General features: G+C 70.2%; 17 protein-coding genes. 4 read left to right on the forward strand and 13 right to left on the reverse strand.

Annotated elements, in window-relative coordinates; translation table 11 throughout:
* Window positions 1–18: 18 nt before the first annotated feature.
* Window positions 19–2,343: a glycoside hydrolase family 95-like protein gene (locus tag ACFYRY_RS23830; protein ID WP_389149029.1), complete on the forward strand. Its 2,325-nt coding sequence runs from the start codon at window positions 19–21 to the stop codon at window positions 2,341–2,343.
* 56 nt (window positions 2,344–2,399) lie between these two features.
* On the opposite strand, the gene ACFYRY_RS23835 is transcribed toward ACFYRY_RS23830, so the two are convergent.
* Window positions 2,400–3,152, reverse strand: coding sequence for a polysaccharide lyase (locus tag ACFYRY_RS23835; RefSeq protein WP_389149031.1), 753 nt, complete (start codon window positions 3,150–3,152; stop codon window positions 2,400–2,402).
* A gap of 6 nt (window positions 3,153–3,158) precedes the next feature.
* A complete protein-coding gene (locus tag ACFYRY_RS23840) occupies window positions 3,159–3,839 on the reverse strand; it encodes a polysaccharide lyase family 7 protein (RefSeq protein WP_389149034.1) in 681 nt (226 codons plus the stop codon).
* A 376-nt stretch (window positions 3,840–4,215) separates the two neighbouring features.
* Between ACFYRY_RS23840 and ACFYRY_RS23845 the strand changes: the two genes are divergently transcribed.
* Window positions 4,216–5,910, forward strand: coding sequence for a glycosyl hydrolase family 28-related protein (locus tag ACFYRY_RS23845; RefSeq protein WP_389149037.1), 1,695 nt, complete (start codon window positions 4,216–4,218; stop codon window positions 5,908–5,910).
* Between the two features lie 49 nt (window positions 5,911–5,959).
* A complete protein-coding gene (locus ACFYRY_RS23850; RefSeq protein WP_389149040.1) occupies window positions 5,960–7,234 on the forward strand; it encodes an alginate lyase family protein in 1,275 nt (424 codons plus the stop codon).
* Window positions 7,235–7,304: 70 nt separating this feature from the next.
* On the opposite strand, the gene ACFYRY_RS23855 is transcribed toward ACFYRY_RS23850, so the two are convergent.
* From ACFYRY_RS23855 to ACFYRY_RS23875, 5 genes are read right to left on the reverse strand one after another with little or no spacing between them, the layout of a single operon-like run.
* Window positions 7,305–9,998, reverse strand: coding sequence for a discoidin domain-containing protein (locus ACFYRY_RS23855; protein WP_389149044.1), 2,694 nt, complete (start codon window positions 9,996–9,998; stop codon window positions 7,305–7,307).
* Window positions 9,999–10,024: 26 nt separating this feature from the next.
* Entirely contained in the window at window positions 10,025–11,842 is a 1,818-nt protein-coding gene (locus tag ACFYRY_RS23860; RefSeq protein WP_389149047.1) for a DUF2264 domain-containing protein, read from the reverse strand.
* Window positions 11,842–12,708 (reverse strand): carbohydrate ABC transporter permease, encoded by an 867-nt coding sequence (locus ACFYRY_RS23865; RefSeq protein WP_389149050.1) that lies wholly within the window; start codon window positions 12,706–12,708, stop codon window positions 11,842–11,844. Before ACFYRY_RS23865 ends, ACFYRY_RS23860 begins: the two co-directional genes overlap by 1 nt.
* An 8-nt stretch (window positions 12,709–12,716) precedes the next feature.
* Window positions 12,717–13,661 carry a carbohydrate ABC transporter permease gene (locus tag ACFYRY_RS23870; RefSeq protein ID WP_389149052.1) on the reverse strand — a complete coding sequence of 315 codons (945 nt, stop codon included), beginning with the start codon at window positions 13,659–13,661 and terminating at the stop codon, window positions 12,717–12,719.
* Complete coding sequence (locus ACFYRY_RS23875) at window positions 13,658–14,953, reverse strand: ABC transporter substrate-binding protein (RefSeq protein WP_389149055.1); 1,296 nt, start codon at window positions 14,951–14,953, stop codon at window positions 13,658–13,660. Before ACFYRY_RS23875 ends, ACFYRY_RS23870 begins: the two co-directional genes overlap by 4 nt.
* Before the next feature lie 96 nt (window positions 14,954–15,049).
* Here ACFYRY_RS23875 and ACFYRY_RS23880 point away from each other — a divergent pair, with 96 nt between their 5' ends.
* The gene (locus tag ACFYRY_RS23880; protein ID WP_389149058.1) at window positions 15,050–16,114 is read left to right on the forward strand and encodes a LacI family DNA-binding transcriptional regulator; all 1,065 of its coding nucleotides are present in this window, start codon (window positions 15,050–15,052) and stop codon (window positions 16,112–16,114) included.
* A gap of 178 nt (window positions 16,115–16,292) precedes the next feature.
* On the opposite strand, the gene ACFYRY_RS23885 is transcribed toward ACFYRY_RS23880, so the two are convergent.
* The 6 genes from ACFYRY_RS23885 to ACFYRY_RS23910 are packed head-to-tail and all read right to left on the reverse strand — an operon-like array spanning window position 16,293 to window position 25,626.
* The gene (locus ACFYRY_RS23885; RefSeq protein WP_389149061.1) at window positions 16,293–17,816 is read right to left on the reverse strand and encodes a fibronectin type III domain-containing protein; all 1,524 of its coding nucleotides are present in this window, start codon (window positions 17,814–17,816) and stop codon (window positions 16,293–16,295) included.
* A complete protein-coding gene (locus ACFYRY_RS23890) occupies window positions 17,813–18,970 on the reverse strand; it encodes an endo-1,3-alpha-glucanase family glycosylhydrolase (protein ID WP_389149064.1) in 1,158 nt (385 codons plus the stop codon). Before ACFYRY_RS23890 ends, ACFYRY_RS23885 begins: the two co-directional genes overlap by 4 nt.
* Window positions 18,967–20,202: a hypothetical protein gene (locus ACFYRY_RS23895; RefSeq protein ID WP_389149067.1), complete on the reverse strand. Its 1,236-nt coding sequence runs from the start codon at window positions 20,200–20,202 to the stop codon at window positions 18,967–18,969. Before ACFYRY_RS23895 ends, ACFYRY_RS23890 begins: the two co-directional genes overlap by 4 nt.
* The gene (locus tag ACFYRY_RS23900) at window positions 20,190–21,503 is read right to left on the reverse strand and encodes an alkaline phosphatase family protein (protein WP_389149070.1); all 1,314 of its coding nucleotides are present in this window, start codon (window positions 21,501–21,503) and stop codon (window positions 20,190–20,192) included. Before ACFYRY_RS23900 ends, ACFYRY_RS23895 begins: the two co-directional genes overlap by 13 nt.
* Window positions 21,500–23,200: an ArnT family glycosyltransferase gene (locus ACFYRY_RS23905; RefSeq protein WP_389149073.1), complete on the reverse strand. Its 1,701-nt coding sequence runs from the start codon at window positions 23,198–23,200 to the stop codon at window positions 21,500–21,502. Before ACFYRY_RS23905 ends, ACFYRY_RS23900 begins: the two co-directional genes overlap by 4 nt.
* Complete coding sequence (locus tag ACFYRY_RS23910; RefSeq protein WP_389149076.1) at window positions 23,197–25,626, reverse strand: glycosyltransferase; 2,430 nt, start codon at window positions 25,624–25,626, stop codon at window positions 23,197–23,199. The genes ACFYRY_RS23905 and ACFYRY_RS23910 overlap by 4 nt, the downstream gene beginning before the upstream one ends.
* Between the last annotated feature and the right edge of the window lie 49 nt (window positions 25,627–25,675).

The following is a 25,675-nucleotide window of genomic DNA, read 5'->3' on the forward strand; positions in this document are numbered from 1 at the left end:
GAAATGGGAGGCACCTACGTGACCGCGACGCCAGGGAACGGGATCTCTCGAAGAGGTGTGATCGGCACGGCGGCCGCGGTCGCCGCGGGGGGTTGGTCGATCGGGTCCGGCACCGCCTGGGCGGCGTCCCCGTCGTCCGGAGGGGCGACGGACCTGTACGAACGGATGGCCAGGGCTGCCGCCTTGCGGTGGCGGCGGATGCCCGGCGACTGGAAGGACGGCCCCTTCCTCGGCAACGGTCTGCTCGGGGTGCAGGTGTACCGAGGCGCGACGGCCAACTCCGTGAAAGTCATGGTCAGCCACAGCCAGGTACAGGACCAGCGACCTCAGTGGCGCGCTCCGTACGGGTTCTCCCGGTTGCCCATAGGGCACTTCGACCTCACCCTGGCCGGCGAGGTGACCGGCGTCGACTGGACCCTGGACATCTGGGACGCCGAGCTGCGCGGTGTCGTCACCACCACCCGGGGCAGCGTCCGCTTCTCGATGCTGGTGCACAACGCCCGTACCGCGCTGCTGATCTCCACCCGGCCCAGCGCCGGTGAGGAAGCCGCGGCCTGGTCGTTCACCTGGCTGCCCGCCATCTCGCCACGTGAAAAGGACAAGCCCGCCGACTACACGGGCAACCCCGACCCCCGGACCGGATCCACCGGCGCCACCCACTACGTCGAGCAGCCGCTGATCGCGGGCGGCGGATGGACCACCGCCTGGCGCGAACGGCGCGTCGGCAGCGGCAGGTTACTGGCCGCGCACATCGTCTACCGCCACCCCGACGACCTGTCGCACACGACGAGGCTGGCCGTCGCCGAAGTGGCCCGCACACTGTCCGCGGAACCGGACGACCTGGTGCGCCACCACCGCGCCTGGTGGCACCGCTTCTACCGGCGCAGCCTGCTGTCGGTACCCGACAAACGCATCCAGGACTTCTACTGGATCCAGCTCTACAAGGCAGCCTGCGCCACCCGGGCCGGCGGGCCCTCGATGTCCGAGTGGGGGCCGTGGTACCCGGAGACCGGGGGCAGCTGGAGCGCCGTGTGGTGGAACCTCAACGTGCAGATCGCCACCTGGCTGATCCAGGGCTCCCATCACCCCGAACTCGACTCCGTCACCTCCACCTTCAAGAACTTCGAGAAGTACCTTCCGCTCTCCGTCCCACCGGAGTTCCAGGACGGCGACACCTACGCCCTGGCCCACCCCTCGGACTGGATGCTGCGCCCCGGCGCCAAGACCGTCGGCATCCCGGGCACCTCCACCAAGACCGACAACAACGGCAATCTCATCTGGGCCATGCACAACGTCTGGCTCAGCTACCGCCACACCATGGACCTGTCGATCGTGCGTGACGTCCTCTACCCGATCCTCGTCAAGGCGGTGAACTTCTACGACCACTTCCTGTACGAGGGCGGCGACGGAAAGCTGCACCTGCCGCTCACCCGGTCGCCCGAGTGGGCGGACGCCACCGACTGCACGTACGACCTCTCCCTGATCCGCTGGGGCTGCGCGACCCTCCTCGACTGCCTGCGCCTGCTGCGCACGGACCATCCGCGCGCCGGACGCTGGCGCGAGATCCTCCAGCGCCTGGTGGACTACCCCCGTGACGCGACCGGCGTCAACATCGGCGTGGGCAAGCCGCTCACCGAGTCCCACCGGCACTTCTCGCACATGCTGTGGCTCTTCCCGCTGCACGAACTGAGCTGGGACCGGCCCGCCGACCGGGACACCATACGGACGACCTTCGACCACTGGGTCAAGGACCGCAGCCTGTGGGCCGGTTACAGCTACGCCGCCGCGTCCTCGATGGCCTCCCTGATGGAGCGCCCGGAGGACGCGCTGGACCACCTGGCCTTCTTCACCGACGGCAACGTCATCAAGAACGCGTGGATGACCCCGAACACCATGTACGTGGAGGGCGGGAACCTGGCCGTCGAGAGCCCGCTGACGGCGGCCCAGTCGGTCCTCGACATGGCGGTGCAGAGCCACGGCGACGTCGTACGGGTCTTCCCCTCCGTGTCACGACGCTGGCCCGACCTGTCGGTCCAGGGTCTGCGCACCCAGGGCGCGTTCCTCGTCGACGCGGACCGGTCGGGCGGCCGGACCCGATGGGTGCGCGTCCGCAGCGAGGCGGGCGCCCCGCTCCAGCTGCAGCACGGCATCGACGGCGCCATCGACGTACGGGACGAACGCGGGCGGCGGCTGAGCTACCGGGAGACAGGGCCCGGCCGTGTCCGGATCCAGCTCGGCCGGAACGAAACGGCCGTCGTTCTCCCGCGCGGCACCCACCCGGACCTGGGTCCGCGTGACGTTCCGGCGGTCGGCGACGCGAAGCCGTGGGGACTGCCGGACTGAGCCGGTGCCCGCGTCGAACTCCCCGGCAACGTGCACGTTGCCGGGGGCAGCGGCCGTCAGGACCAGTTGGCCGGTTCGGCGAGCGCGTACGACGAGGCGATCCGGTGGTTGTCGTGGTGGATCGTCAGTACGTCAGGGCCGCTGGGCGTACCGTCCCGCCACGCGGTGCAGTAGATGCCGTTGGACCAGCGGATGGTGCGCGAGGTCGACGGCAGGACCGTGATGCCGGTCTGGCTGACGGTCTTCCTGCCGTTGAGCCAGACCTCGAAGGCGCCGGCTGAGGCCCCGGCCAGTTTCAGGCGGGCGACGACACGCAGCCACGTACCGCGCAGGGCGGTGATGGAGCCGACAGTGCCCTTGATGCCGCCGGAGCCGCCGAAACGGATCTCGTCGCCGATGACGAACATCAGGAGCCAGGGGCCCTCCGGGTCCTCCGGCGACCACTGCTGGAAGGTGACGTTCTGGTCATGGAACTCCCAGTCGGGGGCGAGGCGGATGGCCTGGCCGTAGTACTTGTCCTCGCCGACGCTCTGCGCGCCGCGCTGGATGACCTCCGAGTGGTAGCCGCCCGTCTCGCCGATGTACGTCTGGGTCGCCTCCAGACAGTGGGCACCCTTGTACACCGGGGAGTCCACGGTGGCGATCACGCCGTCCTTCTGGGTGTAGGCGTAGTCCCACCCCTCGACGCTGCCGCGGTTCTGGAAGTACACCTCGTCGGCGGCGTACGCCTGCCCGGCCGCGCCGGTCGCACCGACCGTGCCTGCCAGGACGGTGCCGCCGAGCAGGGCGAGAGCCTGTCGTCTGCGCACGTCGTTTCACCTCGTCCAGTAGCGGATGTTGCGGAAGCGGGCCTCGGCGCGGCCGGAACCGTGGTTGTACACGCCGTTCTTGAAGTACCGGGTGGCGGGGCCCCGGTCGTCGACCGTGAGAACGAGGGAGTCGTCGAAGTAGACCTTGATGGTCCCGGTCCCGCTGCTCGCCTGATGGGCGATCTTCACGTTGAACCACGTGTCGTACGCGTTCGTCCGGAGCACCGTGCCGTCGTAGCGCCGGACCGTGCCGCCGCCCGTGTCGTAGATGTTGAGCATGATGTCGGTGGCGGGGGTGCCGGACGGGTGGACGCCCCGCAGGATCTGGACGAAGGACGCGGCGTCGGTGCCGGACGGGAGATAGACGTCGGCGTCCCACATGCGGTTGCCCGTCTTGTAGTCGACCTTCCAGCGCATCTCGGTGCGCGGGTCGGTCGAGCTGCCCTCCTCGAACGGCTCGTCGGTGTCGTACACCCACATGCGGTGCACGCCGTCGCTGTAGCTGTGCCGGTCACCGAGGTCGAGGTTCCAGGGCTTCTGCCAGCTGTACGTGAACGAGGTCTGCGTCCAGCCGTCGGTCGGGTCGGCGGCCGGCGCCGCGGTGGCGAGCGGGACCTTCGGCAGGGCGAGTGCGGCGCCGCCGGCCAGCAGGCCGGCCCCGGCCCGTAGGACGGATCTCCTGTTCATCGGGGTCCTTTCCGATGGGTTGGTGGTGGTGGTCGATCGTGTCGGCCGTCGGCCGTCGCCCGGACCCGGAGTCGTCGAAGCGTCGGCCGGACCGGCCGGGTACGTCAGGGGGCACGCAGCGTCGAAATCTCCACCGCGTCGAGCGCGAACGCAGGCAACCTCAATACATCGGAGGAGTCAAGGACTTGAACCAGGGTTGTTGACGAGCCGTCAGCTTTTACCCTGAGAGCACCCCTGATTGACGCGCTCGATCGAGTTTTGCCCTGCACGTATCTTTCCCGCCCCCGGGAATACATGGCATGCTCACGACCGACATAGCTATGAACGTTGTTCATCTACATGAATCACCTGAATCACTGTGGAGGAGCGGGCGGACATGAGCGAATCACCTGGCGGCGAGAGCCGAGACGGGAACACCGGCATCACGAGACGAGGCCTGCTGGGCAGCGCCGCGGTCGTGGCGGCCTACGCCGCGACGGGTGGCACAACCGCTGCCGCCGCGTCCGGCACGCACGGGCAAGTCCCGCATTTATGGCGCGAGTTCACGCAGACCCCCTACGCCCACCCGCAGATCCCCTACGTCGGCCGGGCGGGCTACCGCGGCGGACAGGTGCGCTTCGCCCGCCACCCCCGTCTGTTCGACGTACGCGCCTTCGGGGCCAGGACAGACGGCACCACGGACTCCGCCCCCGCGATCAACCGTGCCATCGCCGCTGCTGGCCGGGCCGGTGGTGGCACGGTCTCCATCCCGTCCGGGACCTTCCGCATCGACGACGTCATACGCGTCGGTCACTCGAACGTCGTCCTGCGCGGCGCCGGCAGCGGCCGCACCAAGCTGTACGCCACGCGCAACCTCACCGAACTGATCGGCGTCTACGGCTCCCGCTACGGCGGTGACAAGTCGTCCTGGTCCTGGGCGGGTGGCCTCATCTGGCTAGCACCCGAGGCCCGTTGGAACTCCCTCACCGCGGCGATCCGGGCGAAGGCGTGGCCGTTCGAGGGATGGACCGGCAACCGGCGCGACGAGTGGCGGCCGCTCACCGGCGTCGCCCCCGCCCGGCAGGGCTCCTGGACGGTGACGGTCACGAGCCCCGACGGGCTGCGTCCCGGCGCGCTCGTCCTCCTCCGGCTCGCCGACGACCCCGGCCACACCCTGCTGGAGCACATGGCGGGCGGAGGCCCCGGCCCCGAGGCGTACTACTGGGACGACAAGACGAAGCTGACCTCGTACGTCCCCTACGAGTGGCCGGTGCGCATCGCCGCTGTCCACGGCAGGAGGGTCACGCTGGAACGTCCCCTCCCGCTCGACGTACGGCCGGAATGGAACCCCCAGCTCACCACCCACGTACCGGAGCTGACGGGCTCGGGCGTCGAGGGCCTGACCCTGGAGGCCGTGGAGACACCCCAGCAGCAGCACCTTCTCGACAAGGGGTACAACGGCGTCGCCCTGCAGTGCGCCTACGACTGCTGGGTGGACGACGTGACGGTCCGTCATGTCGACAACGGCTTCGGCCTGGTGGCCGCCTCCGCCTGCACCCTGCGCCGGACCCGGGTCGCGGGACGCGGCTCGCACCATCCCTACTTCTGCCGCGAAGGGTCGCACGACAACCTCATCGAGGACTTCACCATCGAGGAGCGCACCAGTCCCGCGCCGTCCAACACCCAACTGCACGGCATCAACGTCGAGGGACTGTCCTCGTACAACGTGTGGTCGCGCGGTGACATGCGGATGGGTACCTTCGACAGCCACCGCGGCATGCCCTTCGCCAACGTCCGCACCGACATCACCGTGAACAACAACGGCCGTCACGGTGGTGACGCGAGCGCGGGGCCCCTGTTCGGCGCCCGCTTCACGCACTGGAACATCCGCGTCACCAACGGCCGGGCGGGCCTAATGAAGATCGACGCTCTGGCACCGTACTCCGCCACCGTCGGCGTCGACGAGGTCACGGAGTTCGACCAGATCGACGTCCCCGACTTCACGGGCGACCTGCACACGCGCCTGGAGCTGTACGGCAGCCCCGGCGCGGTGCGTCCGCGGAACCTCTACGAGGCCCAGCGCAAGCTGTAGGCCGCGCCACGCCAACTGCTGAATTCACGTACGTGATCGGAGTTGACCTATGAGCGCTCGCTCCCGCCTGGGTGTCCTCCTCGCGGCCCTGGCCGCGTTCACCGCCGGCGCGGTACCCGCGGCGACGGCGAGGGTGGAGCACCTGGAGCCCAGAGCCCCGCACACCGCCGTCCTCGACGGCACCCGCATGCAGCAGACCAAGATCCGTCTGGACCGCGGTGACCCACAACTGCGGCGATCCGCACGGGCGTTGACGGCCCGTGCCGACAAGTGGCTGAACCAGGGCCCCTGGACGGTCGTCGACAAACCCAAGCCGGCACCCGGGGGTGACACCCACGACTATCTCAGTCAGGCCCCGTACTGGTGGCCCTCCACGCCACCGACCTCCGACAACCCGTGGGGCTGCCCGTATGTGCAGCGCGACGGGGAGCGCAACCCCGAGGTCGACACCGGAACGGATCGCCAGGACGTCGAGAAGGTCTTCGACTCCGCATACGACCTGTCCCTGGCGTGGTACTACACCGGCGAGAAGCGGTACGCCGTCAAGGCCGGGCAGATCCTGCGCACCTGGTTCCTCGATCCGGCCACGAAGATGAACCCGAACCTGAACCACGCGCAGTTCATCCCCTGCAAATACGACGGCCGGGCCATCGGCATCATCGACTTCTCCCAGTCGTACACCAGCGTCCTCGACGCGCTGGCCATCCTGGACACCGGCGGCAGCGGCTGGACCAAGGCCGACCGTGCCGGCATGGCACGGTGGAACACCGCCTTCCTCGACTGGCTCAAGAACAGCGACTTCGGCAAGCAGGAGGGGGCCGCCGCGAACAACCACGGCACCTTCTACGACATGCAGGTCGCCGCCCTCGCCTACGCGACGGGCGACACGAACCTGGCCCGCCGCACGGTCCTGAACGCGCGGAGCGCACGCATCGCCCCGCAGATCGCCGCGGACGGCAGCCAGCCCCAGGAGCTGGCCCGGACACGGAGTTGGCACTATTCGACCTTCGACCTGGTCGCCTACACCCGGCTCGCGGCCATCGGCCGCAACGTCGGTGTGAACCTGTGGAAGTACCAGGGCCCTGACGGGCAGAGCCTGTTCAAAGCGGTGGACTATCTGCTGCCCGCCGCGACCGGAGCCGCCGCCTGGCCGCATCCGGAGCTCGAGTTCTACCGGTACGCGGCCACCGACGTGGTGCACGCGGCCGCCGACGCGGGCGACCGGCGGGCCCAGCGGGCGGTGCCCTCGCTCCAGGAGCCACCGGGCGGCGATCTGTGGGCGCTGCGCCCCGCGGCGGAGCAACTGGACTCCATCACGGGCTGACATCGCGGCGCGGCGGGGACGCGACGGGCCGGGCGACGGGAGGGAATCCCGCCGCCCGGCCCGTCCCGTGTCAGGGCCTGATCGTCAGCCAGTCGAGCGCGGCGACCTGGGCCGCGTCCTTCGCCACCAGGTAGAGGTCGTGCGTGCCGGTGACCTCGCGCTTCAGGGTCACGGACCGCTCCTGCCAGTCACCGCCACCCGCGACGGGCACCACGCCGACCAGCGGACCGTCCGGCGCGTCCAGGCGCAGCTGGAGCGAGCAACTCCGGGTCCCTTGTGGGCAGGCGGAGTCGAGGCGGGCGGTGAGGTGCTTTCCGCGGAGGTTCGCCTTGCGGAAGGCCACCCGGTCGCCTGAGCCGAGAACCCCGGTGGCCGCCGTGCCGCGCTCCGCTCCTCGTACGGTCGTGGCCTGTTCGGCCTGGAGCGTCGAGGCGGCGTCGGGTCCGTCGCCGTACAGCCGGATGTCGTTGACGACCCAGGGCGCGGGTCCGCTCGCCGTGAGCGTGATCCGGATGTAGCGGGCGGTGGTCTGCCGGGGGAACACCGCGTCCTGGGTGAAGGAGCGGCCGGAGGCCCGGGCGAGCGGTTCGCCGAAGTGCATGCCGTCACCGCTGACGGAGACCGTGAAGCCGTACGGCTGACCGCTGGTGTCGCGGCCCGCGTCCAGGGAGAGCCGGCCGAAGGTCTTGCTCTCGCCGAGGTCGACGGTCAGGGACTGGCCGGCGGCCTGCGGGGCGGCGCCCGTCCAGCGGGAGTTGATGTCACCGTCGACGGTGACGGAGGCGTCGGTGCCGTCGCTCGCGGTGGCGCTCCAGTTGCCGTGCCGCACCCGCTGCTGACAGCCGGGCAGATCGCAGCCGGACGACCAGACGGGCGCGCCGTACTCGTAGGCGCCCTGGTCGGGAGCCGCGCCGAGGGTGTCGGTGGTGATGCCGTCGACCACCTCGCCCGCGTCGATGGCGGGCGAACCCGGCGTCAGCCACAGCTCACCGTTGACGGCGTCCGTGTAGCCGGGCTTGTCGCTGATCAGGTTGGAGCGGACCACCGGCAGCGGGTTCCCGGTCTGCGTCGCGGTGATCGGCTTCGGGCCGACGATGTTGCTGATGTACGAGCCGGAGGCGTCGGTCGCGCCGCTGAGCAGGACCGAGTTGCCGTTGATGCCCACGCCGTAGCTGGAGTTGTGGTCCTGGTTGCCGATGCTGGGGCCGGTGTGGCCGTTGAAGAAGGTGCCCCGGGAGCCGGTGTTCCAGGCGACGTTGTGGTGCAGCGAGAACTTGCCGGAATAGTTGTCGACGTAGAAGCCGACCTGGCCGTCCGCGTCGTGCGAGGTGTTGTGGTCGATGGAGCTGCCGGAGCCGTTCAGGCTGCAGCAGACGTAGAAGGGTGAGCCGTCGCGCGAGGTGCGCATGGCCTCCGACATGTCGTTGTAGGCGATGCGGTTGTCGTGGAACTCGGTGCCGTTGAGCTGCCAGGCGGTGTCGATGGCCGCCCGTCCGGTGCGCCGGATCGTGTTGCGGGTGACCGTGTGACCGTTGCCGTTGATCTCGATGCCGGGGGTGTAGCTGCCCATCCAGCCGACGTCGTGGATGTAGTTGTTGGTGACGGTGTTGCCGGTGCCGCGGACCAGGACGCCGTCACCGGCCGACTGCGCGATCTCGCTGTTCTTGAGCGTGTTGCCGGTGCCGAGGATCTGCACGCCCGAGTCGAGGATGCGGGAGGCGACGATGTGTCCCTCGAACGGATCGATCGCGAGATCACTGTCCGGCGGCATGGGCAGGGTGGAGAACTCGGAGATGTACGTGGCCCGCAGCCCGTCGACCATGACTCCCGTACTCGACTTGCCCGTTCGCAGGGAGGTGCCCCACAGGTTCAGGCCGCGCACGGTGACGTACGAGCTGCCGCTCAGGTCGACACCCCACAGCCGGTGCTTGGCGGTCACCGTGTGTCCGGCGATGCCGCCCTTCGGGGGGACCATGTAGAGCCGGTGCGCGGCCTTGTCGTAGTACCACTCCCCCGGCTGGTCCAGGGCGGCCTTCGACCCGACGAGGTAGTAGTTGCGGTAGGTCTGGTTCCCCATGCACAGCGGTGGGCAGCGGTAGTTGCCGCCCTTGAAGTCCAGCTTGCCGGGTGTCGTGGCGGTGACCGTGCCGGTCTGCTGGGCCCAGGGGTTGGAGCCCGCCCACAGGTGCACGGTGGCGCCCACCCAGTCGGCGGCGGGCAGGTCGGTGTCGTCGATGTGCTGGTCGGTGGAGGTGGTGTCGGCCTCGGCCCAGGTGGTGTTCAGCGGATCGGCGCCCGAGTTGGGCCAACGGCCCTCCGCGGCACGGGCGTTGTCGAGGAACACCGCGTTGAAGTCGGGGTCGGGCGGCAGGTCGGTGTTCGCGGCGATCAGTCCACCGCCGGCGTCCTTCCAGCCGGTCACCCGCTCGGTCCCGTCCACGGTCACCGGGCCGTCACCGTAGGCGGCGATCGTGATCGGGGCGTCCTTGGTGCCGGAGGGAGGGGTGAGCTGTTCACGGTAGGTGCCCTGGTGGACCAGGCAGGTGTCGCCCGGGCGGACACGGTCGAGGCAGGCGCCGATGGTGCGCAGGGGGCTTACCTGCGTGCCGGGTGCGTGGTCGCTGCCCCGGTGGGCGACGTGGTACGTGTGGCCGGACGGCGCCGCGTGCGCCTGGACCGGGGAGGTCAGCAGCGCGGTCACGGCGGCCAGTACGGCAAGGTGTTTGAGTCTGATGTCGCGTCGCCTCATGTCCCGTCGTGTCATGTCGCGTCGCCTCGTGTCGCGTCGTCTCATGTCGCGTCTCCAGTCGTCGGGTCTGCGCTGGTCGGAGGGTGTGCAGGGGTCGGGGAATGCGCTCTGGTCGGAGGGTGTGCGGGGGTCGAGAGGTGTGCGGTGGTCGGGGGCTGTCGCCAGGCCGTCTCGGCTTCCTCGCTTCCGCCGGGGGCGCCGAGCACGGCGCACCTCAACCAGTGCTCCCCGGCAGGAAGTCGGCCTATGAGGACGGGCAGTGCGGTGCGCCGTGCCAGGACGTTGGTACCGGGCAGGCAGTCAACGACCACGCCGTCACGTCGGCCGTCGAGGTCTCGTAGTCCGGTGAGTCCCTCGGGGGCCGACACCCGCGCGTGTCCCGGCCCGGTGACGCGGTCCGTGCCCGCGTCCCGGTCGACGGCGAAGCCGCCCTCGGCGGTGTGCAGGGCCCGAGCGGTGCGGATGCGGTGGGTGCGCACATGCCAGGGCGCGGCGGCCGTCAGCCAGGTGGTGATCTCCACATCGGGCCAGGGCCTCCAGGTGCTGCGGACCGTGTCCGCCGTGACCTGCGGATCGGCCGGTTCCTCCCGCACCCGGTAGTGCGCCCCGCCGTCGTCGCTCAGCGCCAGCATCGAGTCGTACGCGCCCTGTTCGAGCCCGAGAGTGCCGCCCGGCAGGCTGAAGCCGAAGCGGGTCGAGTAGGCGAACTTGGCGTACTTCTCGGCACCGTGGCGCACCCATGGGTGGTGCTGGCGCCCGGCGAGCAGGGTGACGTCGCCGGAGTCCCGCATGAGTACCGCCCCGGCGTGCGGCTGGGGGCTGACCGCGGGCAGGGCGGGAGCTGGCTCCTCCCTCGCGGTCCAGAACGCGTGCGGTGCGGGCACCGCGAGCGGCAGATACGCCTTGAGTGACCAGTAGGGCGAGCCCGGCGCGTTGTACTGCTCGGCCAGCGCCGGCTGCGGATAGCCGTACCCCACGGACAGCAGCCCGTCGGGTCCGGTCACCGGCCGCCCATGCCACCAGCGCAGATGCCGCAGCAGATACCCCTTGACCTCGCCCCACGGCAGTACGTCGACGCCCGCGAACGGCAGCGCGCCCCAGAAGGCGGCCTGCGCCCAGCGGTAGGTGAGGCTGCGGCCGTAGGGGACGGCGGCTCCGTCGTCGGCGAACCAGTGCCGGAAGTCGCCGGCGAAGGCGGCCGCCCGGTGCTTGAAGCGGTCGCCGCCGGTGAGCGCGTCGTACAGCAGACCGTAGAAGTGCATGGCCCACGGGACGTAGTAGTCGCGGCGTTCGGTGGGCCCGTCCGCGTACCAGCCGTCGCCGAGCCAGAACGTCTCCAGGCGGTCCAGCCGTGCCGTGATCAGCGAGCGGTCATAGGTCACCCCCACCCGGTCGAGACCGAGGCTGACCAGTACCGGGAAGAAGAGCCAGTTGTTGTCGGTGGTCTCCCGCGGCAGCGCACTGAGCAGCCAGCGTGCGAGCCGGTCGCGTTCGGGGCCGCTCAGCGGGTCCCACCACTGATCGGGGGCGAGGGCGAGGGCGAAGCCGATGGCGGCCATCTCGACGATGCGCTGGTCATGGTCGACCGGCTCGCCCCAGTATTCCGGGTGTGCGGGATCGCTGCCGTGGGCGAGCCCCTCAGTCCACAGCCCGGCGTGTGCAACGGCCTGTCCGCCCGCCGCGAGGGGCGCGAGTCCCCACAGCGGCCGGGCGAACGCCTCCAGTTCGGCGGCCGTGTCGTCGTGGATCGCGGTGTTCACGCCGAGCCGCACGCGCGCCCGGCCCGCACTGAAGCGGGATGCGACGGGCTCGATCAATTCCGTTACCTGCAGAGCGAGTTCGGTTCGTGTGTCGTCCATCAGCCCTTCTCCGCCCCGGCCAGCAGCCCGGTGCGCAGGAAGCGCTGGGCGAGGACGAAACCGATCAGCAGCGGCGCGCAGGCCACCAGCCCGGCGAGGGCCGCCTCCGGCTGGTGGATGTCGAGGTCGGCGAATCCGCTGGAGTTGTTGACCGCGCCGGTGGACTGCAGCAGGGACATCAGGCCGAGCTGGAGGGTGAAGGTGCGGTCGTCGGAGAGCATCACGAAGGGCAGGAAGAAGTCGGTCCAGCAGCGCACGAAGCCGAAGAAGGCGATCAGGGCGATGGCGGGGCGGGCCAGCGGCACCGCGACCGACCAGAACAGCCGCAGTTCGCTCGCCCCGTCGACGCGCCCGGCGTCCAGCAGGCTGTCGGGCAAGTTCGCCTGGAAGTGCAGGAAGGCGAGGTAGACGCCGAACGGGTAGAAGGACAGCGGCAGGATGACCGACCAGACCGTGCCGGTGAGGTGGACCGCCGACATCTCCAGGTACAGCGGGAGCACCAGCGCGGCCGGCGGCAGGATCATCGTCACGATCGACAGGGTGAGCAGGGCCCGGCGGCCGGCGAAGTCGTGTTTGGCGAGCGCGTAGCCCGCGGGCACGCACAGCAGCAGGGCGAGGGCCACGCTGGCCGCCGCGTAGACGATCGAGTTGCCGATCCACAGGGTGATCTCGCCGTCGTTGTACGACGTCAGGTGCGACCACGCGTCGCCCACGTTGCCCAGCGAGCCGAAGCCGAGCGGTGAGCCGGTGGTCAGGTCGTCGGCGGTGCGGGTGGGGGCGAGCAGCAGCCAGAGCAGGGGCAGTCCGAAGAAGACGGCCGCGCCGAGCAGGAACAGGGCGCGGGCGCCGCGTGACAGAGCGGTCATCGCCTCACTCACCGGGAGTCGGAGGAGTCGGTGGCGTACATACGGGTGCGGGTGATCACGATCCAGGCGGCCAGCACTCCTACCGCGAGCATGGCCAGCGACAGCGCCGCGGCCTTGCCGAAGTCGCCGTCCTGGGTGGCGTAGGTGTAGGCGAGCTGGTTGACGGACCAGGTGGGGCTGATCTGGCCGGGGGCGCCGGTGGACAGCACGGTGGGCTCGACGAACACCTGACTGCCGGAGGCGAAACTGGAGATCAGCACGAAGGCGACGTATGTGCGCACCATCGGCAGCTTGACGTGCCACATGGTCCGCCAGGCCGAGGCCCCGTCGACCTGCGCGGCCTCCAGGACGTCCTTGGGGAGCGCGTTGAGCGCCCCGTACAGGACCACGATCCAGCCGCCGGCGTGCACCGCGACGCCCATCACGGTGAGGACGGCGATGACGCTGCCGCCGGACAGCGCGTCCGTGGCGCTCCTGACGTCCATCAGTGTGAGCAGGGGTGAGAAGGGGCTGCTGTCCGGGCTGACCATGAACAGCCACAGCAGGGCCGCGGCGGAGCCGGTGACCGCGCCGGGCAGGTAGTAGACGAGTTGCAGCGCGCTGGTCGTGCGGCCGGGTCGGGCGTGCAGGGTGAAGGCGAGGGACAGGACGGTCAGCAGCAGGACCGGCAGCCACAGCAGCAGATACGTCGTCACGTGGCCGGCGGCGTCGCCGAGCCGGTAGTCGTGAAACACCGCCACCCAGTCGCGCCCGCCGGAGAAGGAGCCGTTGTCGACGAACGACGTCCACAGGGCGTATCCGGCGGGCGCAAGCCCGAAGAGCACGAGGAACACCGTGTAGGGGCCGACGAGGATCCAGACGGCGGCGGTACCCGAGGGGCGGCGCCGGCGGCCGGCCCTCACCGGCCGCGGGGCGGCGACCGCGGGCGGGCGGAGGGTCGTGAGGGTCTTCATCCGACCGTGTATCCGCTGGTCTTGGCGGCCGCCTCAAGCTTGTCCTGCCAACCGTTGAGAGAACCGCGCAGGTCGCTGCCGGAATCGACCGCCTTGACGAAGGTGTCGTTGAAGCTGCTCTGCCAGTCGGCCTCGAAGCGGACCGCGCCGAAGCCGGGGCGCAGCGCGTTCGCCGCCGCGGTGAGGGCGGGCATCGGGTCCGAGGCGTAGTACGGGTCCTTCGACTTGGCCTCGCCCCATTTCTTCGCGGCTGCCGTGAAGGCGGGGTAGGTGGGCTGCTTCGCCTGGAGGCTCACGTCGGTGGTCATCCAGCGCACCAGGTCGGCGGCCTGCTTCGTCCGCTCACCGGCGTGCGAGGAGACGAGGAAGGCGCCGCCGCCGACCTGTCCCGCGTACGGCTCGTTCTCGCCGGGCCAGGTGGGCATGGGGGCGGCGGCGATGCGGCCCTTGGGCACCTTGAAGGCGGGTCCGAACATGAAGTCGCCGAACCAGGCCGGGGCCGGCAGCATCAGGATCTTGTTGTCCTTGCCGAACTTGGCGAAGCCGGGGTCGATGGGCACGACGGTGGTGACGGCCTTCTTACGGGCGAGCGGCTGGAGCAGGTCGGCGACCCGGGTGCAGTCCGGTCCGCCGAGATCGATGTGGACCTCGGTGAGGCTGAGCGTGTCGCGGGTGGGGCAGCCGCTGCTGCCGAAGTAGATGCCGGCGCCGTACTTGCCGTTGACGGCTCCCACTATGGTGCCGGGGTGTTCCTCGGCCGCTTTCAGACCGGTGCGCTGGTACTCGGTCCAGGTCTTGGGGACCTGGTAGCCGTATCGCTTCATCAGCGTGGCGTCGTACCACAGGACGGTGGGGGCGATGTCGTTGCGCAGGCAGTACGTCTTGCCGCCGAAGGAACAGGTTTCGAGGGAGCCGGGGGTGAAGCCGTCGCGGACGGACTGCGGGACGAGGTCGTCGAGCGGGGCCGCGTAGCCGAACTTCTTGCTCGCGAGCGTCGCCGCCTCGGCCGGGTTGGCCAGGAACACGACGTCGGGCCAGCCACGCTTGGTGCGGTTGGCGAGCGAGATCTTGGTGGGCACGTAGCCCGCGTCGGGCGGGATGGTGACGATGCGCATCTTCACGTCGGGGTGGGCCTTCTCGTACTGCTGGGCCGCGGGCATCCGGGTGTTGTCCACCCAGACCAGCAACTCGTCCTTCGCGTCGCCCGATCCGCCGCCACCACCGGTTCCTCCACAACCGCAGAGCACCAGAGCCAGGGCCGCGGCCAGCGAAGCCGCGCGCCATCTCTTCATGGGGACCACCTTTTCGCCGAGGAGCCTTACTCCAGGACCGCGGTTGCGATAGTTTTCGCAAACTTCGATCGCCCGGCAACGTAGGAGATTCATCCGATGACGTCAACGGTTCGGACAGGATCAGGTGAGGCGAGACGGCGCACCCTGGCCGAAATCGCCGATCAGGCAGGCGTATCGGTGTCCACCGTCTCCAAGGTGCTGCACAACAGGTCCGATGTATCGGCGGAGACGCGGGCCAAGGTGCAGCGGCTCCTTGAACACCATGGCTACCTGGCGAAACACCGTCCGGCGGCCACCGCGGCCCCGCCCGGCGGACTGATCGACTTCGTGATCAACGAACTGGACAGTCCCTGGGCGGTCGAGCTGATCCGGGGCGCGGAGGACGTGCTGCACGACGCGGGCATGGGACTGGTCGTGTCCTCCACCCACGGCCGGACCAGACGCGCCCGTCAGTGGCTGGACTCACTCGCCACCCGCTCCACCCGCGGAGCGATTCTCGTGGTGCCCGAACTGACGCCTCAGCAGCACGAGGAACTGGGCCGGCTCGGCATTCCCTACGCGCTGGTGGCGCCGATCGACGAGCCCGCGCCGGGCACGCCGTGGGTGGGCGCGACCAACTGGCCCGGCGGGCTGGCCGCGACCCGCCACCTCATCGAGCTGGGCCACCGCCGCATCGCGATCATCAGCGGCCCGGAGCGCCGGCTCACGTCTCGGGCGCGGGTCGACGGCTACCGCTCGGCGCTGGCGGAGGCAGGTCTGCCCTTCGACCCGGAGCTGGTGCGCTACGGCGACTTCACCCATGGGCTCGCACACCAACACGCCCTGGAACTCCTGGCGTTGCCCGAGCGTCCGACCGCCATCTTCGCCGGCAGCGACCATCAGGCGCTGGGCACCTACCGGGCCGCCGCCGAACTGGGCCTGCGTATCCCGGCCGACGTGAGCGTGGTCGGCTTCGACGACCTGCCCTTCGCGGACTGGGTCACCCCCCGCCTGACGACGGTCCGCACTCCGCTCGCCGACATGACCGCGCTCGCCGCCCGGATGGTGCTGCGACTGCTGTCCGGGGAACAGCCGGAGACGACGCGGGTGGAGGTGGCGACGGAACTGGTGGTCAGGGAGAGCAGCGGAGCCCCTCCCGAGCGGGTCCCCTCCCGCTCGTGATGACGAGGCGTAACCACCGGCCCGAGGAGGCGGCCTCGGTAATCTCAGATGTGAGGGCGCACGCCGGACAGCCGGCGACCGACCGGGCTGAGCTCCCGGTGGCCGCCGTGCGTGACCCGTGGGCGGCGTCGGATGCCGACGCCGCCCACCAAGTGGTGAGCTGCCCGGGCACTCCCTGTCACTGCGCCGCGAAGTTGTACGTCTGCACGTCGAAGGTCCTGCCCAGGGAGTCGGTGGGCGTCACCGTCACCGTGGTCCCGTTCACCGTGACCTTCAGGAAGTGGTACACCTGCGAGTCACTGGTCGGGACCGGCGCCGCACCGCACGCGGAGCCCTTGGCCTTGCTGTACGACCAGCCGACGGCGTACGCGTCGGTGGCGGAACAGCGAGTGCCGCCCCTGACCGGTGTGGACTTGGCACCTCCACCGCCGGTGACATAGCTGACCACGCCGCCCGGGGGTGCGGTGTTGCGCTGGTAGTCGTGCGCGTGGCCGTTGAAGACCAGCCCCACTCCGTTGTCGTGCAGCATGGTCTCCAGGCTGGTCGGCCCGGCGGAGATGTTGAGGTAGTTGTCGTCCGGCTCCGTCGCGTCGTCCGAGCGCAGCGGGAAGTGGAAGACGGCCATCTTCACCCCGCCCGGGTGCGCGGCCAGATCGTCGGCCAGCCACTGGTACTGATCGGAGGAGACCGTCCAGTGCGCGTCATGGTCGACCTCGTAGATCGCGCAGTGCGAACCGCACGTGCCACCCGTCGCGGTGCCCGTGTTGCTGTTGCCCCAGGCCGCGTCCAGCATGTAGATGCGTACCCCGCCGGTGGCGATCGCGTAGTACGCCGTCGGGTAGGAGCCCGGGTTCGAGCCGTCGATCGAGGGATAGCTGACCATGGCGTAGGTGCCGCCGGAGGCGGCGTTGGTGGCGGCCATCGGCCAGTTGAGCAGGTAGGTGGAGTTCTGGCCGTGGTTGCCGCTCACCGCGAACATCGGAGTGCTCATACCGGGCAGTGCCCAGTACTGCGGGCCGAAGACGCCGCTGATGTCGATGCCCGTCTGGTTCAGGTCGCCGTAGTTGGTCTGTGAGCCGCCCTGGTAGGCGATGTCCCCCGCCGACAGCGCGAAGCGGGCCCCGCTGCTGCCGATCCGGGACAGCACGTTGGCCTGATTGACGTTGAGCGAGCCGTCGTCGACCCCGCTGTTGGTGGTGTCGCCCCAGTCGCCCAGTACGGCGAAGCTGAACGGCGTGGTCGAACCGAGCGGCTCCAGGGTGGTGAACCGGGGAGTGGCCAGCGTGCCGAGCAGGTCCACCGGAGCGCTGCCGCCGGTGTAGACGCGGTAGCAGTACGCGGTGCCCGCCGACAGTCCGCCGACGGTGACCGAATTGCGGTACTCGGTCACGCCGTTGATCGTCATCGGGTAGCCGGAATTACCGGCCGTCACCGTGTACGCCGAGCAGTTGCCGAGCGGGCCGTAGTGGATGCTGCCCTTGCTCTGCGTGGTGGTCCCCCAGTTGACCTGCACCGACGTGGTGGTGAGGTCGGTGAGGTACGGAGCTCTGGTGAGGCGGGCGTCGGCTCCGGGCAGCGCGGCGTGGGCCGGGGCGGTGACGGTGAAGACGGTGCCGAGCCCCGTGGCGAGGATGAGAACGGCCCGTGTCAGCCGTCTTCGTGGTCGGCGTGGCTCTCTCCTGGTACCGAATGCTTTTGTCATGGCGTCCTTCTTCCTGGGTGACTTCCTCTGCGGCCTGTGGGGCTGCCCGCTCGACGCCGGGCCAGCATCGTCACGCCCGCCACCAGGACGGCTGCGAACCCGGCCAGCCGGAGCAGGTTCGGCCAGTAGGCCGATCGCGCGACGGTCTGCCGACGCGGCCCCGGCTCCTCGCCGGCGAGGGTGGCCGTCCGTCCGGCGACCGCCCCACCGCGCAGCTCGCGCAGTACGTCCAGATAGCGCCGGCCGTTGGCGACCGACGGTTCCACGTAGGAGTTCTCGCTGAACTCGTTCCAACTGATCAGGCCCAGTACGTCCGGCTGCGAGCCCATCGCGGCGGTGTACTCGGCGCGCAGTGTGTCGCCGTTCTTGCGCGGCACCTCTTTGGTTCCGCCGACCAGTCGGGCGTCGAAGCCGGGTGCGAAGGGGACGACCCAGTAGCCGCGGTGGGCGTGCACGGCCCGGCCCATGGCGCTGAGCTTGACTGCGTGGTTGGGGTTGGTGTCGGGGTTCACCGACGACCAGTAGTAGGCGTCGCCGTCGGTGACGTCGGCCAGGCGCTCGTAACCGCGTTCGTTCTTCTCGGTGTTGAGCACGAGCAGCTTGCCGCGCACCGGTCGGGTGATGCGCGCGACCTCGTCGTGCGTGTATGCCCATGTGCCGCTGAACACGGTCAGGGGTTTGCCGCCCAGCCGGAAGAGCACCGGGCTGTCGGCGAACCACTGCGCGAAGGCGGCGAAGTCCGCCGCCACTTCGGCCTCCGGCAACGGGTGGCGCTGGAAGTCCAGGCCCTGGTAGATGATGGTGATCTTGAAGTTCTCGGCCGCCGCCACGGACAACAGCAGCCGCAGCCGCCGGTTGTTCACCGGTGTGCTCTTCCAGCTGACGATGAATCCGTCGATGCCCGCCGACTTCGCCCAGGCGATGTGCGTGCGCATGACCCCGGTGTCGTCGCTGGAGTAGCGGCCGAGCAGCGGGTAGTCGATCTTTGCCCGCTGCCAGGAGGACGGCTGGAACCACTGGTAGTAGTAGGCGAGCAGCGGGACGCGTGTACCGCCCGCCCGGGCGTGGACGGCCGCCGCGGCCCGACCGGGCACCGAGCCCAGCAGTCCCAGCATGAGGGTGAGGACGGCCAGCGCCGCCCTGGCGCGTGTCATGTCACCACGGCCTTGTCGCCTGACGACTCCCCGGGCCGCTCCTCAGCCAGGTCGCCGGGCCGGGCCTTCTTCCAGACCTTTTCCGAGACCTTCAGGGCCTTACCACTGGGCTGCCCGTCAGCCTTCCCTTCGGTCCCCTCACCGGTCTTCTCGCCGGACTTCGTCCTGCCCGCGGCCCTGCGCGCCGCGGACCGTCCGGCGATCACGAGCCCGACCGCGGTGGCCAGCAGCAACACGGCGGCGCCCACCAGGTCCCGGTCGCCGATCACCTGGACGTCCACCTCACGATCCTTCGACAGCAGCACCTCCTGGCCGGCTGTCAGTCCGCCGGCCTTGACGTCGACCGCGTAGTGGCCGCGAGGCAGTCCGCGCAACGTCGCGCGTCCGTCCTTGCTGAACGGGACCGCCCGCACCGTCCCGTCCGGCATGGTCACCTTGGCCGCCGAACCCGTGGTGCCGGAGAGCATCGCGTCATGGGCGGTGACAGTCAGGTCGTGGAACTGTGTGATGAAGACCGCCTTGTCGGAGGCCGCCGGGGAGAAGCGCTGCTTGCCCGCGTCGACGGTGTTCGTGCCGTCCACCATCACGCTCTGCAGCGAGTAGGAGATGGTGCGCGTCGTCAGCACGCTCTTGCGGAAGACCGGCAGCAGTCCGTCCAGCCAGACGGTCCGCCCCGGTGGGACCTCCACCGTGCTCCCCGTGTCACTCTTCACGGCGACTGAGCTGACCCGGCCGGGCGCGACCGGCGTGCCGTGCTGGTCCGTGAACGAGGTGGTGACCGGGTAGCGGGCGGAGAACGCAGCGGTGACCGTGTAGTCGGCGCGCAGCGGCAGCCCTTCGACGGACGTGCGGAACGCCTGGTCCGGGTCGCGCTGCCCGGACCAGCGGGCGAAGCGGTAGCGACGCTTCTTGGTGTTGATCGCTGCTTCATCGAGCGTCAGGGAGTGCTCGTCGAAGTCGTGCGGTCCGGTGTACTCGGCCCGGCCGCGGGAGTCGGTGACGATCTGCGTGCCGTCGAAGGTGAACCGCACATGCCGCAGCACCGGAACGGTCTGCACCGTAACGGTCACCATCCACGGCGCGCGATGCGCAGGCGGCCGTTGGCCCGCGGCGTGTGCGGGTACGCCTGCTGTCACCACGCACGCCACCGCCATCGCGCCCAGCACGCCGGCGACGCGCCGTGCGCCCCTGCGCCCGAAACCGGTCGACGTCACCGTTGTCAGTGCCGCCATGAGCGCGCCCCCTTCCTGAGCCGCTGTCCCACCGAGGCTGTCAGGACCAACAGAGCGGCGATGCCCACCGCCCCGCCGTACACCCCGTAGACCATCAGCGACCGGGTCGGCCGCAGGGCGGCCGGCGCGGTCGTCGTACCGGGAATGAGGTCGGCCGGGCGTGGCCCGCCGCCGAAGTCGAAGGCCCGGCCGAGGCTGGTGGCCTTGGTGTCCCGGCCGCCGAGCGGCTTCAGCCCCCAGTTCTCCTCGACGAACCGAAGCGCGCTCGTCGCGTCGAAGACGGTGTGGTCCACTCGGCCCCGCGGCACATACGGGCTGACCAGCAGGGCCGGCACCCTGAAGCCGTAGCCCCGGGGCGGGGCGACGTGGTCGTACCAGCCGCCGGATCCGTCGTACGACCACAGCAGCGCCGAGGACTTCCAATAGCCGCTGAGCATCAGCTGCGTGGCCAGCGTGCGCACCAGCCGCTGTCCGGTCGGCACGGAACGGGCCGAGCGCTCACCCGCTCCTGAACTCGCGATGTAGGAGACAGCGGGCAGGGTGCCGTGTTCCAGGTCCAGGTAGTACTGGTCCAGGTCCACGATGTGGCCACGGAGCTCCGGGTCGTCCACGAACCGCGGCGAGTCCAGCAGCGGGACGCGTACCGTCTGGGTGGCCGAGTTGTCCTTGGAGCGCTGCCGGAACGTCTGCTTCGGGTCGTAGTCCTCGACGTAGAACTTCCAGCTCACCCCGGCCGACTGCAGCCGGTCGAAGATCGTCGACCGGCCGGAGCCGAGGGCGCCGCCCGCGACCCAGTACGAGCGGTTGAGCCGGGTGCCGTGCCGGACGGAGGCGAAGAAGTGGTCGAAGAGCTGGTAGCGGTCGGCGGCGTTCCAGTAGATGGGCAGATCGCGCCGGTCGTAGTGGCCCATGGCGGCGGCGCCGTCCCGGCCCTGGCGTTCGTACGCCGCCACGAAGCCGTCCATCTTCCCTCCGTCGTACTGCCGCTCGATCACCGTCTTGCCCGCGGAGAGGGCCGCGACCGGGGCCGCCTTGCCGTGCAGGGCGTACGGCTTGACGCATCCCTTGTGCGGATGGGCCCGGTCACGGGCCTGGCACGCGTCGGCGGGAAGGCCGTCGGCGCCGGGGTAGGTTCCGAAGTACTGGTCGAAGGTGCGGTCGCCCTGCATCAGGTAGACGAAGTGCCGTATCGGGGTCCTGGGCTGATGTGCGCCCGCGGCACCTGCCGGAGCACCGGCCGCGAGGACCAGCAGCACCGCCGTCTGTACGGCGAGCAGCAGCCGCACCGTCCGGCGCCTCATGTCGCACGCACCTGGTAGATGACGACCAGGGCCTTGCCGCCCTGTCCTCTGGCGGTGAACACGGCTCTCCCGTGGTAACGGTTGATCAGCGTCTGCGCCTTTCCGGTGAAGAAGGGGGTGCGCTTGGCGCTGTAGGAGTCCCATACGACGTACTGGAACTCCCCGTCGCGCATCGCCCGGTCGGCGTTGGTCACCGGCTCGTAGGAAGGGTTGCGGGCCCGCGGATCCGGGCTCACCGACAGCGCACGCGCCCTGCGGTGGCCGTAGAACTGGAGCACGTTGCCCATGGACGGCCCGATCACCAGCAGTTGGGCGCCGTCCGGCACATGCCGGCGCAGCCACGTCCCGGCCTCCCGCCCGCCGGGCAGCCCACCGGACCCGGCGAGGAAGGTCCCGTCATCCGACGGATCCGCACGCTGCCACGCGGGCACGCCGAGGCTCGCCGCCACGGCGAGGGTCACCGCCACCGCCGTCGCGCGGGGCAGCCAGACGAGCCGCGGCGTCGGCCAGGGCAGCGAGGGCAGACGGCGCAGAGTGCGGCCGGCCAGCACCGCCAGCGGGGGCGCGATCGGCAGCAGGTACTGGAAGCCCTTCACCGGCCAGATGGTGAAGAACAGCACCGGGACCCCGATCCAGCACAGCAGGAGCCGCTCCCGCCAGGTGTTCTCCCGGCGCAACCAGATCAGCCCGGCGGCGGCCGTGACCAGCATCAGCGGGCCGACAGCGGGCGGAACGGCCGTGAAGTAGAAGGTCCATGGGTGGTTCGGACGGCGGAAGAGCTGCCACAACAGATAGGCGCCGCCGGTGCGGGACCGGTCGGACAGCGCCAGCGCCAGTGGTGAGGCCGCCGTGACCACCGTCATCGTGCCCAGGGCCGGCAGTAGCTGCCGCCACCGCATCCGTACGGCCGGCGTCAGGGCGAAGAACGCGTACAGCCCGCCCAGCAGAATGACGCTGGTCTCCTTCGCCAGCACGGTGACGCCCATCATTCCGGCGGCTGCGAGCAGCCACCGCCGGCCCGGCCATTCGGCGAAACGCACGACGCAGTACAGCGCCGCCGTCGCGCACAGCGTCATCATCCCGTCCAGCAGCACCTGTCGGCTGACCACCACGTGGTACGGCATCACCGCGAGCAGCAGCGCCGCGACGAGTCCGGCCGTACGGTCGTACAGCCGGGCACCGAGTCCGTACGTCATGGCGACCGCCGCCACGCCGATGGCCGCGGGCACCGCGCGGGCCGTCCAGTCGCTGAGGTGGACGCGCAGAACCAGCGACAACAACGCCTGGAACAGCACCGGATGAGCACGGAACACGGGGAAGATGGACCCGAGGGAACCGTCGCCGGCGAGTGAGGCGGCTGTACCGGTGTAGACAGCCTCGTCGCTGTTGAACCCCACCGCCGTGAGGCGCCAGAAGCGCAGCACGGCGGCGACGGCGAGTACGGCGGTCAGCGGCACCGCCGCGGCGATCCGCAGCAGCGCCGCCGACCCGTGGCCGGGCCGGCCCGCACCGCCCGGGGGGTGGACGGTGCGGGCCGGTTCTCTGGTGGTGGAGTTCCGCTTGCCGGATTCCACCACCGCGCCGGGGCGGCCGGGGGGATCGGCCGGCCCAGCAGTCCCCGTGGTTCCCATCGCTTCGATCGCCCTGATCGCCTTGATCGCCTCGGGGGGACTGAGCGACTCGGTGGGCTCTCTCACGACGCGATCGATCCGGGGGCCAAGCGGACGCCCCAGCGCGGCCAGGCCTCGGCCTGCGCCCTCTTCTCCTCAGCCGCACGCTGTGTCGCGGCCGCCGTCGGCATGCTGCCGTTCAGGTCCGTACGCGTCCCTCCGCGCTCTTCGGCGAGCAGCCGGGGAATCTCGTCGGCCCAGCCGAATCGGTCCGAGGCCAGCACTCGGGTGCGCACCCCCGACAGAAAGCCGCCGAGGATCTCCCGTTCCCGCTCCTTGAGTTGGGGATAGGTCAGCCCGCCGACGGTGATCGCCGGGGCGAAGTAGCGGTAGGGCGGGAAGCCGTACGCGTCCTCGGTGTTGACGAGCATCCGCTCCAGCGCCTCGCCCTGGTCCAGGTCGTGCAGGCCGGGCGTGCCGCGCTCGATGACGAACAGCTCCTCGACCGTGGTGCTGCTGCCCATACGGCACGGAACCAGCCGGTCGACGGTGTACTTCGGGGGCGGCACCAGGATCTGGGTGACGGCGTTGATGCCCATGATCGGCAGGTTGAAGCGGGCGAGGGCCAGGGCCAGCGAGCGGCCTCCCTTGGAGTGCAGACGGCTCTGCAGGTTGAGTCTGCGCCACTCGGCCCGGGTCAGGTCGTCGGCGTTCACCGCGCGCAGGGTGTGCGAGCTGATCGTCAGCGGCTTGGGGAAGCACACCGCGTTGCCGTCGGCGTCCACCACCGTCATGTCGTCCGACAGGAACCGTCCGCCGTGCTCGCGCAGCAACCGCAGGACGGTCGCCGTCTTGCCGGTGTCGGTCAGGGCGGACAGCATCACGCCGACGCCGTCGAGCTCGACGCACGCGGAGTGCAGCAGCATCCGGTCGCGGGAGATCAGGACGAAGCGAAGCAGCGCCTCGATCACGTTGGTGTAGACGACGTGCGGCGAGCGGGCCAGCAGTGGTCCGATCTCCACCCTGATCTGCTCCCCGACGCGCACGCTGAAGTTCGCGCCGAAGCGTCCGAGGTGCTCTTCGTAGCGAATAGCGGCGGCCTCGGCGGGCTGCCCGTGCTCGGTCAGCGAGGCCCGGCGGTGCGGGGTGCGACGGCCCACGTCGCCGACCCGTACGGCGATGTCCACCTCGTCGTCCGAGATCCACTGGGCGCGGAAGAACTCCAGTTCCGGCAGGCGGATCTGGGAGCCGATGGTGACGGTGCCGGCCACGTCGTAGCGGTACGGCAGGTAGGTCGAACGCTTGCGGCCGGCGGCGTGGGCCGGTCCTGCCGCGGCGGCGCTCGGACCGGGGTCGACGAGCAGCCGCACGGGGTCGCGGCCGCCTTCCTTGACCGCACCTGATCCGTAGATCACGCGGTCGTTGACGAGGAAGCGCACCAGGAAGAGCAGAACGAGCGTCGCCGCGTTGGCCGTGAGCACGCCCAGCCCGGCAACCACCAACGCCTGCAGTACCGGAAGCCGTCCGAGCAGCAGCAGGTTGTTGAGGGCGAAGAAACGCAGTGCGCGGCCCTTGAAGCTACCGGAGCCGCGGCCCCGGTAGACCAGACCCTCCACCAGGAGGAAGTTCCAGGTGGTGGAGGCCTGGGTGGCCAGCGCGGCGGCGACCAGATGGTGTACCCCGAACCGGTCGAACAGGAGCCACAGCGCAGCGGTGTTGACCGCCACCCCCGAGAGCCCGACCAGCCCGAACCCCAGGAACCGGGTCAGTTGGCGAAGGCGCCCACCCTGGTCGCCCGGCTTCTCGCGCAGTTGACCGACGAGCCGGTCGCGACGCAGCCGTGTCACGTGCCGGAGGAAGGCCAGACCCTCACGGAAGGACGCCTTGGAGTCGCCGGCCTCGCGAGGCGCGAAGGTGTACGCAACCTCCGCGACGCGCAGCGCCGGGTTACGGACGAGCATCTCCAGCAGGATCTTGAAGCCGAGCGGGTTCAGCCTGTTCAGGTCCACCGCTTCGGTCCGGAACGCGAACAGGCCGCTCAGCGGATCGCTGACGGTCGCCAGCCGTCTCGGGAAGGCCGCCTTGACCATACGGGTGGAGGCGGTCGAGGTCAGCAGTCGGGACGCGCCGGACAGCCCGGAGGTCGATCCGGTCCCCGCGTAACGGGTGCCTACGACGATGTCCATGCCGCCGCGCATCGCCGTACGCGCCAGCAGGGCCGCGGCCTCCGGCGGATGCTGCAGGTCGGCGTCCATCACCAGGACCCAGCCGCCGTTGGCCTGGCGGGCACCGGCGACCACGGCGCCCGAGAGGCCGCCACCGCGTGACCCGGGCGGCCGGTGAAGCAACCGTACGGGGACGGAGTAGCCCGGGGCGAGGGTCGCGAGGACGTGCGGGGTGTCGTCATCGCTGTCGTCGACGAACAGCAGTTCCGCGTCGAGCCCGGTCAGTGCCGGGGCCAGTCGCGCCAGCAGGAGAGGGACGCTGTCCTTCTCGTTCCGGGTGGGTATCACCAGGGTCAGTCGGGGCGGGGCGGCATGGAGTCCGCCACCGAGTTCGACT

Origin of the sequence: Streptomyces sp. NPDC005263, assembly GCF_042872365.1 — a bacterium.
Classification (GTDB): domain Bacteria; phylum Actinomycetota; class Actinomycetes; order Streptomycetales; family Streptomycetaceae; genus Streptomyces.